Source organism: Streptomyces sp. NPDC056948 (assembly GCF_042674225.1).
Lineage (GTDB): Bacteria > Actinomycetota > Actinomycetes > Streptomycetales > Streptomycetaceae > Streptomyces > Streptomyces purpurascens.
Genome location: NZ_JBHUQX010000344.1, coordinates 1 through 10,289 on the forward strand (window position 1 = coordinate 1; position 10,289 = coordinate 10,289).

9 protein-coding genes and 1 pseudogene are annotated in these 10,289 nt (G+C 70.6%); 2 read left to right on the forward strand and 8 right to left on the reverse strand.

Annotated features, from left to right (window positions below):
• Nucleotides 1–31: 31 nt before the first annotated feature.
• Nucleotides 32–703 (reverse strand): endonuclease NucS, encoded by a 672-nt coding sequence (gene nucS / locus ACFTZL_RS33365; protein ID WP_184590411.1) that lies wholly within the window; start codon nt 701–703, stop codon nt 32–34.
• A gap of 253 nt (nt 704–956) precedes the next feature.
• Between nucS and ACFTZL_RS33370 the strand changes: the two genes are divergently transcribed.
• A complete protein-coding gene (locus tag ACFTZL_RS33370; protein WP_382590517.1) occupies nt 957–1,349 on the forward strand; it encodes an SCO5389 family protein in 393 nt (130 codons plus the stop codon).
• Between the two features lie 84 nt (nt 1,350–1,433).
• On the opposite strand, the gene ACFTZL_RS33375 is transcribed toward ACFTZL_RS33370, so the two are convergent.
• Entirely contained in the window at nt 1,434–2,462 is a 1,029-nt protein-coding gene (locus ACFTZL_RS33375; protein WP_382590520.1) for an LLM class flavin-dependent oxidoreductase, read from the reverse strand.
• A gap of 253 nt (nt 2,463–2,715) precedes the next feature.
• Here ACFTZL_RS33375 and ACFTZL_RS33380 point away from each other — a divergent pair, with 253 nt between their 5' ends.
• Nucleotides 2,716–3,048: an ATP/GTP-binding protein gene (locus ACFTZL_RS33380; protein ID WP_382590523.1), complete on the forward strand. Its 333-nt coding sequence runs from the start codon at nt 2,716–2,718 to the stop codon at nt 3,046–3,048.
• 6 nt (nt 3,049–3,054) lie between these two features.
• Here the strand turns inward: ACFTZL_RS33380 and ACFTZL_RS33385 are convergent, their stop codons facing one another.
• The 6 genes and pseudogenes from ACFTZL_RS33385 to ACFTZL_RS33410 form a co-directional block, all read right to left on the reverse strand.
• Nucleotides 3,055–3,969 carry an ABC transporter permease gene (locus ACFTZL_RS33385; RefSeq protein WP_382590526.1) on the reverse strand — a complete coding sequence of 305 codons (915 nt, stop codon included), beginning with the start codon at nt 3,967–3,969 and terminating at the stop codon, nt 3,055–3,057.
• Nucleotides 3,966–5,270, reverse strand: a complete 1,305-nt coding sequence (locus ACFTZL_RS33390; protein WP_382590529.1) for an ABC transporter ATP-binding protein — start codon at nt 5,268–5,270, stop codon at nt 3,966–3,968. The genes ACFTZL_RS33385 and ACFTZL_RS33390 overlap by 4 nt, the downstream gene beginning before the upstream one ends.
• Before the next feature lie 150 nt (nt 5,271–5,420).
• Complete coding sequence (locus ACFTZL_RS33395; RefSeq protein ID WP_382590533.1) at nt 5,421–6,191, reverse strand: ABC transporter permease; 771 nt, start codon at nt 6,189–6,191, stop codon at nt 5,421–5,423.
• 2 nt (nt 6,192–6,193) lie between these two features.
• Nucleotides 6,194–7,153 carry an ABC transporter ATP-binding protein gene (locus tag ACFTZL_RS33400; protein ID WP_382590536.1) on the reverse strand — a complete coding sequence of 320 codons (960 nt, stop codon included), beginning with the start codon at nt 7,151–7,153 and terminating at the stop codon, nt 6,194–6,196.
• 85 nt (nt 7,154–7,238) lie between these two features.
• Nucleotides 7,239–8,174 carry a cellulose-binding protein gene (locus ACFTZL_RS33405; RefSeq protein WP_382590538.1) on the reverse strand — a complete coding sequence of 312 codons (936 nt, stop codon included), beginning with the start codon at nt 8,172–8,174 and terminating at the stop codon, nt 7,239–7,241.
• Between the two features lie 230 nt (nt 8,175–8,404).
• A pseudogene (locus ACFTZL_RS33410) lies at nt 8,405–10,289 on the reverse strand (hypothetical protein); the annotation flags it as partial.

The following is a 10,289-nucleotide window of genomic DNA, read 5'->3' on the forward strand; positions in this document are numbered from 1 at the left end:
GTGGTCAGAGACGGGGTGGGTCAGAGAAGGGTCAGAACAGCCGCAGCTTGTCGTCCTCGATACCGCGCATCGCGTCGTAGTCGAGGACCTGGCAGCCGATGCCCCGGTCCGTCGCGAGGACGCGGGCCTGGGGCTTGATCTCCTGGGCGGCGAAGACGCCGCGGACCGGCGCGAGATGGGGGTCGCGGTTCAGCAGCTCCAGATAGCGCGTGAGCTGCTCCACGCCGTCGATCTCACCGCGCCGCTTGATCTCCACCGCGACGGTCTTGCCGTCGGCGTCCCGGCACAGGATGTCCACCGGCCCGATCGCCGTCGGGTACTCGCGGCGGATCAGGGTGTAGCCGTCGCCGAGTGTCTCGATACGGTCGGCGAGCAGCTCCTGAAGGTGCGCTTCCACGCCGTCCTTGATCAGGCCGGGATCCACGCCCAGTTCGTGCGAGGAGTCGTGGAGAACCTCCTCCATCGTGATGATGAGCTTCTCGCCCGCCTTGTTGATGACGGTCCAGACGCCCTCTTCCTCGCCGGTGCCCTCCTTCAGCGTGCAGGGCGGCGACATCCAGTTCAGGGGCTTGTAGGCCCGGTCGTCGGCGTGGATCGAGACGCTGCCGTCCGCCTTCACCAGGATCAGGCGCGGGGCCGAGGGAAGGTGGGCGGTGAGCCGCCCGGCGTAGTCCACGGAACAGCGGGCAATGACGAGACGCATGGTCGGCAACGCTACTCGACGGGCGCCTGCCGACGCGATTCGCCCTGGAAAACGCGTGTTCGGTAATGGCCGATTGTGTGCATGGTGTGCTCATTGAGAGTGCCCCATCTGCGCATTCTCCTGGTGCCGTCACCGTCGGTTGCTTACCGTATGAACGGGAGGTCGCGAGGTGTGTACGCAGCGTGTCCGGTATCGCGAACCTCCCCTATCTGTCCGGCAACCCCCGCTCGTTGGGGGTGCGAGAGGAGAACTCATGTCGCTCGACGTCTCACCGGCCCTACTCGAACAGGCCGAGCGAGGCGAGGTCGACGAAGCGGAATTCGTCGACTGCGTCCGGACCTCCCTGCCCTATGCGTGGGAGATGATCAGCTCCCTGGTGGCCCAGCTGAAGGTGGACGGCGGTGCGTTCGCCGACAACCAGACGCCTCCGCCGGACGAGCAGGCACGCGGTCAGTTGCTGCGTGCGCTTGCGAGTGACGCGATACGAGGCGCGCTGCAACGGCACTTCGGTGTGCGGCTGGCTTTCCAGAACTGCCACCGGGTAGCCGTGTTCCCGCTTGACTCCTCGGTCGACGAGAAGCTGAACCGCTTCACCTCGGTCCGCAGCCAGGTGCTGAACCAGTCACCCGAGTTCCGGGACTGCTGACGCGGCGCCGCTTGCTTGCCGCTCCGTACGGGGGAGGTGCGCTTTTGTACCGGAGCGGCAAGCCCCCAGGAATCCACCTCGCTCTCAGACGAGTTGGGGGAGCACCTCGGTCCCCAGCCGCCGTACGTTCTCCTCGGTCGCCGCCAGGTCCCCGGAGCCCTCGACGAGCAGGGCGAAGCGGGAGATGCCGGTCCGCTCGCTGGTCGCCGCCAGCCGGTCGGCGCACAGCCGCGGCGTCCCCACCGGGTGCAGCCCGCAGAGCAGTTCGGTGTACGCCAGCGGGTCGCGCATCCGGCGTGTGCGCCCGTCGACCGTGACATGCGCCTCCAGACCCTGCTTCAGCCAGCCCGGCATCGCCTTCAGCAGCGTCTCCGCCGCGTCGACGCGCCGGTCCGCGATCTGGCAGACACCCGCCGACACATGGGACGCGCCGAGGATCTCCTCGGCGGGCCGGCCGCACGCCCGCGCGTGCTGCCGCCACAGGGCGACCATCTCGGCCTTCTCCTCGTCCCCCACATGCATCCCGAGCAGCATCGAAAGACCGCGCTCGGCGGCCAGCCGCACGCTCGCCGGGGACGTGCAGGCGACGACCAGCTCGGGCCCCTGGACGTCCGTCAGAGCCTCCGACGGCCGGGGGACCACCGGGACCTCACGGAAGCGGAAGCGCTCCCCGTCGGCCGCCACGGACGGTTCGCGCAGCCAGCGCTCCAGGAGGTCCAGGGCCTCCGGGAACCCCTTCTCGTACGCCTCGAGGCCCGCGCCGAACACCTCCAGGTCGACCCACGGGCCGCCGCGCCCGACGCCGAGCGTGAACCGGCCGCCGCTCGTGTGATGCAGCAGCGCGGCCTGTTCGCCGAGGGCTACGGGGTGGGCGGTGGGCAGGACACTGACCGCCGTACCGACCCGGATGCGGCGGGTGCGGCCGAGCAGTAAAGCGGCCAGGGTGATGGCCGACGGGCATGTGCCGTACGGCACGAAGTGGTGCTCGGCCAGCCAGACCGCGTCGAGCCCCGACTCCTCGGCCACCTCGGCCGAGCGGACCGCGCGGTGCAGCGCCTCTCCCTCGCCCTGACCGGGGAACTGGGCCGCCAACACGAAACTTCCAACGTGCATTGCTTTCCTGCTTCCTTGGCTCCGACACGGAGCTCCCCCACAGGGCATAACCGTCTGACACGTGCCGAGGACACGGCCGGGCGGAGTATTTTGCGGATTGTCTGCAGAATGGGGCGTTCCGCTGGGGGCCGGGGGAGCACCTGCCTCGCCCGGCGAGGGACTTGTGGCGATTGGCGCCGTACGCGTACCCTCGCCCGCGCCGCGTAGGCTTGGACACGGCACGTGCTTCCTGTATAGCCCCGAGAGGTGTCCTGTGTCCCCGCGTCGTAACCGAGCCAAGGATGCCGGTTCGTCCGGCCGGAGCGCCGAGGACGACAGCCCCGGCCGCTACGGCGGCTGGCAGTCCTCGGCGAACTGGCAGGGTGAGAACTGGAGCGTGCGGCATGTGGCCGGCGCGAGCGCGCAGGGCAAGTCCTACCGCTGTCCCGGCTGCGACCAGATGATCCCCGACGGTGTGCCGCACGTGGTGGCCTGGTCCGAGCACGCGGGCGTCGACGATCGCCGGCACTGGCACAAGGCCTGCTGGAACGCGCGGGACCGCCGCACCCCGGGGGTGCAGCGGTCCCGTAACTCGCCCAGATTCTGAGGGAACTCAGACGTCCCGCTTCTCCAGCAGCGCGAAGGCGGCGGCGAACGCGACGGCCGTCGCGGCGAGGATGATCCACAGCGGGTCCCAGCCGGACGGGCCGGACTCGCTGAGGGAGTTGGCGTAGAAGATGCTCAACTGGTTCGGGATGGAGTACTCGAACAGGGCGTCGCGCACGGCCCGCAGCGACTCCGAGAACATGAACAGCGCGATCACCAGCGGGGCGAGCACGGCGCCGATCATGATGGTGATGGCGCCCGCCGAGTGCCGGATGATCGAGCCGACGGCGAGCGAGAGCAGGCCCAGCAGCGCGACGTAGGCCGACATGCCGACCGTGGCCTTCAGCCACTCCCCGCCGGTGGGGGACTTGGCGCCATTGCCCTCCAGCATGGCGACGTGCAGGAAGGCGACGAGGGACGAGGACACCAGCGTCACCACGAACGCGACCAGGAAGAACACGATGGCCTTCGCCGCCAGCACCCGGCCGCGGCTCGGGCACGCGACCATCGTGGTGCGGACCATGCCGGTGCCGTATTCCGAGGCCGTGGTCAGCACGCCCAGCGTGATGAGGCACATGCTGCCCAGCAGCAGCCCGAAGAAGCCCAGGCCGAGCGGGCTCTCGCCGGACAGGGCCGGGTCGGAGTTCGCCACCACCACGCCGGTCAGCAGGCCGATGCCGACGACGAGCAGGACGAACACGCCGAGCGTCCACATCGTGGAGCGCACCGACCTGATCTTCGTCCACTCGGAGGCGATGGCGTGCCCGAGGTGCGTGCGCACGACCGGGATCGGTGAGGTGTAGCCGGGGTAAGCCGAGCCGGAGGCGGGGTAAGCAGGGCCGGAGGCCGGAAGCGCGGTACCGGGCGCCGCCGCCTGCCAACCGGGCGCGGCCTGCGGTGTCTGGGACTGGGGGCTGCTCATCGGGCGTCCTCGGGCTTGGTCAGGTCGGAGGTCGGGGCGGGAGCCGGCGGGGCGGCGGGCGCCTGCGGAGGCACGGGCGGCTGGGCGGCCGCCTGCGGGGGAGCCTGAGGCGCCTGGGGCGCGGGCTGGGCGTACGGGTTGGGTGCTCCCGCGCCGGAGGCGCCAGGGGCGCCCGGAGCGGCCCCAGGAGCGCCGGGAGTCCCGGGAGCCCCGTACGGGCCTGCCGGAGCCTGGCCCGGCGCGCCCTGCGGCGGCATCGGGAGCGGCTGCCCGCCCTGCTGGGGCGGCGGCGGGGCGTACCAGCCCGGCTGGCCCTGCCCCGGCACCGGCATCGGCGGCTGCGCGCCGGGCGGCAGCGGCTGCTGGAGGCCTTCCTTCTGGTCGATGGTCGAGCGGTAGTCGACGGCGCCCTGCGTCATCCGCATGTACGCCTCCTCCAGCGAGGCCTGGTGCGGCGACAGCTCCCACAGCCGTACGTCGGCGCTGTGCGCGATGTCGCTGATGCGGGGGAGCGGCAGCCCGGTCACCCGCAGCGCGCCGTCCTGCTCGGGCAGTACGTGCCCGCCCGACTCGGTGAGCGCGGACGACAGCTTCTCGCGCTGCTGCGGCTCGGTGTCGGGCGTACGGACCCGCGCGAAGTCCGCGGAGTTCGCGGAGATGAAGTCCGTGATGCTCATGTCGGCGAGGAGCTGTCCGCGCCCGATGACGATGAGGTGGTCGGCCGTCAGCGCCATCTCGCTCATCAGATGGGAGGAGACGAAGACCGTACGGCCCTCCGCCGCCAGCGCCTTCATCAGGTTGCGCACCCAGAGGATGCCCTCGGGGTCGAGGCCGTTGACCGGCTCGTCGAACAGCAGCACCTGCGGGTCGCCGAGCAGCGCGGCGGCGATGCCCAGCCGCTGCCCCATACCGAGGGAGAAGCCCTTGGACCGCTTCCTGGCCACGTCCTGCAGACCGACGACCCCGAGCACCTCGTCCACGCGCCTGGCCGGGATGCCGGAAAGCTGGGCCAGACACAGCAGGTGGTTGCGGGCGGCCCGGCCGCCGTGCACGGCCTTGGCGTCCAGCAGGGCGCCGACCTGGCGGGGGGCGTTGGGCAGCTTGCGGTACGGATAGCCCCCGATCGTCACCTGTCCGGCCGTCGGGTTGTCCAGGCCGAGGATCATCCGCATCGTCGTCGACTTGCCCGAGCCGTTCGGCCCGAGGAAGCCGGTGACGGCTCCGGGCCGCACCTGGAAGGAAAGGTTGGACACAGCGGTCTTGTCGCCGTAGCGCTTCGTCAGGCCGACTGCTTCGATCATGCTCCGCACCCATCGCAAGGTTCAGGACAGCGGGGCACACGCCCCCCGTAAGGGTTAGGAGGATATCGAGGCGCTGACGGTTCCGCCCAAATCAAAGTAAAGGGTGGGCGGCCCGACGCGCCCCGACAGCCTCCTTCAGACCTTGCCGGATCAGGCGTCGCGCTTCTTCAACAGCACGTATCCGCCGATCAGGGCGGCGAGCACCCACAGCCCCATGATTCCGAGGCCGCCCCACGGCCCGTACGGGGTGTCGTCGTCGATCGGCGTGACCACCTGCATGATCTTGCTGCCGGCCTGGTCGGGCAGGAAGCGGCCGACCTTCTTCGTCGCGTCGACATTGCCGAGGATGTTGGAGATCAGGAAGAAGAACGGCATCAGGATGCCCAGCGACAGCATCGGCGAGCGCAGCATGGCGGCGACGCCCATGGAGAACATCGCGATCAGGGCCATGTAGAGGCCGCCGCCGAACACGGCCCTCAGCACACCCGTGTCGCCGATCTCCGCCCGGTGCCCGCCGAGCATCGCCTGCCCCAGGAAGAACGCGGCGAAGCTGGTGACGAGCCCGACCAGCAGGGCGAGACCGCCGGCCACCGCGATCTTGCTGAACAGGAAGGAACCGCGCCGCGGCACGGCGGCCAGCGAGGTGCGGATCATGCCGGTGCTGTACTCGTTCGACACCACCAGCACACCGAACACGATCATCGCGAGCTGGCCGAGGCTCATCCCCGCGAAACTGATGAACGTCGGATCGAACTCCGCCCGGGCCTGCGTGTTCATGCTGTCGAACTCGTTCTTCGACAGCGCCGAGATCAGCATGCCGAGGGCGACCGTCACGACCACCACCAGCGAGAGCGTCCACACCGTGGACGCCACTGACCGGATCTTGGTCCACTCCGACCGTACGATCTGGGTCGTCGACATGCTCAGCCCCTCTTCCCGCCGTCGCCCCATTGCTGCCGTGGCGGCTCGGGGCTCGTCTCGCTGTGTGCGTGGTACTCCACCGACTCCGCGGTCAGCCGCATGAACGCCTCCTCCAGCGAGGCCTGTTGCGGGCTCAGCTCGTGCAGCGTCAGCCCGTGCTGCGCCGCCAGCTCACCGACGTGCTCGGCCTTGCCGCCGTCCACCTCCAGCACCCCGTCGCCGCTCTCCACGGCCACGATCCCGGCCTGGTGCAGCACATCGAGCAGCCGCTCTCGCTGCGGGCTGCGGACCCGGACGTACGACCGTGAGTTGCGCGCGATGAAGTCGGCCATGGAGGTGTCCGCGAGCAGCCGCCCCTGCCCGATGACGACGAGGTGCTCGGCCGTCAGGGCCATCTCGCTCATCAGATGGGAGGAGACGAACACGGTCCGGCCCTGCGCGGCCAGCGACTTCATCAGGGTGCGGATCCAGTGGATGCCCTCGGGGTCGAGGCCGTTGACCGGCTCGTCGAACATCAGGATCCGCGGATCGCCGAGCAGCGCGGCCGCGATGCCGAGCCGCTGCCCCATGCCCATCGAGAAGCCCTTGGTCTTCTTCTTCGCGACCGCCGTCAGGCCGACCGTCTCCAGCACCTCCCGCACCCGGCCGCGCGGAATGCCGTTGCTCTGCGCGAGGCACAGCAGGTGGTTGTAGGCGGTGCGCCCGCCGTGCCAGGCCTTGGCCTCCAGCAGGGCGCCGATGTACGTCAGCGGGTCCTTGAGCTGCTGGTAGTGCTTGCCGTCGATACGGACGTCGCCGGCGGTGGGGTGGTCAAGACCGAGGATCATCCGCATGGTCGTGGACTTCCCCGCGCCGTTGGGCCCGAGGAAGCCGGTGACGATGCCTGGTCTGACGGTGAAGGACAGGTTGTTGACCGCCACCTTCTCGCCGTAACGCTTGGTCAGCCCCTCGAGCTCAATCATGCCGCCACGCTAGAACGTGACAAAGCCCTCTGCCACCCGAGCGGCAGAGGGCTTTGCGGAGATTCAGACTCCGTATGCCCCGGTGTTACCGGGACTGCTGGGCCGGGACCCCACGGGAGATCGGCTCTTCCTCGGCCGGCGTACCGGCGGCGGCCACCGCGGCGCCCGTGAGCGTCGCGAGCATCTCGCGAACGTTCGTCAGCTGGGCGTTGATGCTGTCGCGGCGGTTGGTGAGGGCGGCCAGCTCGCGCTCGGATTCCGAACGGATGCGGTCGGCCTTGGCGTTGGCGTCGGCCACGATGTCCTCGGCCTGGCGCTGGGCCGTCTCCACCGTCTGGCGGGCGCGGCGCTCGGCGTCCGTGCGCAGCTTCTCCGCCTCCAGGCGGAGCTGCTCCGCGCGGTGCTCGATCTCGGCGAGGCGCTTCTCGGCCTTGGCCTGACGGGACGCCAGATCACGCTCGGACTGCTCGCGGCGCTTGGCGAGGTTCGTCTCGAAGTCCGCGGCGGCCTGTGCGGCCTTGGCGCGGGTCTCCTCGAAGAGGGCGTCCGCCTCCTCGCGCTTGGACTGCGCGTCCTTCTGCGCCTCGGAACGCAGCTGGGAGGCGTCACTCTTGGCCTTCTCGACGATCCGCAGACCCTCGTCCTCGGCCTTGGACTTGCGCTCCGACGAGTACGCCTCGGCGTCGTTGCGCACCTGCTGCGCCGCCGACTCGGCGAGCTCACGGTGCTGCTCGGCCGCGCGCCGGGCCTCCTCGCGCAGGTCCTTCGCCTCCTCCTCGGCGAGGCGGAGAATCTTCTCCACGCGCGCACCGAGACCCGCGTACGACGGCTCGGCGTCGGTGACCTGGGCCTGGGCGTTCTGCGTCTCGAGGTGGAGCTCTTCGATGCGCTTTTCCAGAGCGGTGATGCGGGCGAGAGCGCTGTCACGGTCGGAGACGAGCTTGGAGATACGTTCGTCCACCTGAGCGCGGTCGTATCCACGCCGCACAAGCTCGAAGCCGTAGGGGGAAGTGTCGCTCATGGGGTTCCTGTCGAATGAGACCGGTGAGGTGATAGGTGGAATCCTAGGGGCCGAAACGGTGTGTCATCGAGCGGATGCGCGTTTGATCTGGAAAATGAGACCCCTTTTGAGTGGCTAAGCGGCAGAGGGCTTGCCAAAACTAGGTCAAAGCCCCGCAGGGGCGCCCCAACGCCCCCGCGCAGCCGCGCCCGAAGCGTCCGTCCAAGTGTGGCACGGGCCGCCCGAAGGCCCTAGCTCTCCGAGGACTTGCCACCCGAACGGGGTGCGCCGACGGTCGCGCCCGCCTTGACTCCGTTGTCCTTGCCCCCGGCCGGGGCCTCGAAGGACTCCAGCGCCTCCAGGACGTCCTGGACGCGGGAGATCTCCGCGTTGATGTCCTCGCGGCGGCGGACCAGGACCTCCAGCTCGCGCTTGCCCTCCTCGACCGTGCGCTTGGCCTCGCGGATCGCCTCGGCCTTGAGCTCCTCGGCCTCCCGGACCAGCGTGGACTTCTTCTGCTCGGCCTCCTTGAGCAGCCCCTCGGCCTTCTTCACCGCGGCGATACGGACCTTGCCCGCCTCGGAGTTGGCCTCCGAGACGATCTCCTTCGACTTCGCCTGCGCCTTCGCGAGCTGCTCCTCGGCGGCCTTGACGAGCGCGTCGCAGCGGTCGCCCGCCGACTTCATCGTCTCGGCCGACTCCCGGCGGGCCCGCTCGTGCAACTCCTCGATCTCACTGGTGATGCGGTCGCGCAGCTCCTCGGCGCGCTCCCTGATCTGCGTGGCGTCCCGACGCGCGCCGACCAGCAGCTCGTCCGCGTCCGTACGGGCCTTCTCCACCAGCGAGTTGCCCTCGACCGTCGACTCGGACACCAGCCGGTCGGCCTCCGTGCGGGCCGCGCCCACCATCGTGTCGGCCTGCGACTCGGCCTCCGCCGTGGTCTTGTGCGCCTGCTGCTGCGCCTCGCTCAGCAGCTTGTCGGCCTCGGCCGTGGTCTCCGTGATGAGCTTGTCGACCTGCTCGGCCGCCTCGGAGCGCCGCTTGTTGGCGTCCTTGCGGACCTCGTCCAGGGTGCGGTCGGCCTCCTCGCGCGCGGTGGTGACCAGCCGCTCCGCCTCCGCCTCCGCCTCCGCCTTGACGCGCCCGGCCTCGCTGCGGACCCGCTCGGCGTGCTGCTGCGCCGAGCCGACCGTCTCGGCGGCCTCGGCCCGCAGCCGCTCCGCCTCGCCGGTGGCCTCCCCGACGAGCTGGTCGGCCTTGGCGACCGAATCGGCGCGGACCCGCTCGGCCTCGTTCAGGGATTCGGTGCGGACCCGCTCGGCCTCGGCGACCGTCTCCATCCGCAGCCGGTCCGTCTCCGTGACCGTCTCGGTCGTGAGCCGCTCCGCCTCGTTGCGCGCCTCGGTGATGAGGGTGTCCGCCTGCGTCGCCGCGTCCGACCGGATGCGGTTGGCGTCCTCACGGGCGTCCGCCCGGGTGCGCGAGGCGTTCTGCTCGGCCTCGGCGATGGCGTCCGACGCCTCCGTGCGCGCCCGCTGGGCATGCTCGGAGACCTCCGTACGGATGCGCTCCGCCTCCGTGATCGCCTCGGACATGGTGCGCTCGGCGAGCGCCTTGGCGGCCTCGGTCTCCTCGTGCGCCTCGCGCCGCAGCCGGCCGGCGTCCTCGCTCGCCCGCTCCCGCTCCGCGTAGGCGTCGGTACGGACCCGGTCCGCCTCCTCCTGGGCCTCCCGCCGCGTCCGGTCCGCGACGTGCTCGGCGGTGCTGCGCAGTCCGGCGATCTCGTCCTGGGCCTGCTCGTGCAGCCCCGCGACGGAGTCACGTACCTGCTGGGCGTGCTGCTCGGCGGCCGACACCATCTCCGTGGCCCGCCGGTCCGCCTCCTCGACCAGCCGTACGGCCTCGGTCTGCGCCTCCTCCACGCGCTTGCGCGCCGAGGCCAGCAGCTCCTCGCTCTGCTCGCGGGCCCGCTCGCGCTCCTGGTCGGCCTCCTGCCGGGCGCTGCCGAGGAGCTCCTCGGCCTCGCGGCGCCGGCGGTTGGCCTCCTCCTGGGCGGCGGCCAGCGTCTCGGACGCCTCCGTGCCCAGCCGCTCGGCGGCGGCCTGCGCCTCCGCACGCATCCGGTCGGCGCTGTCC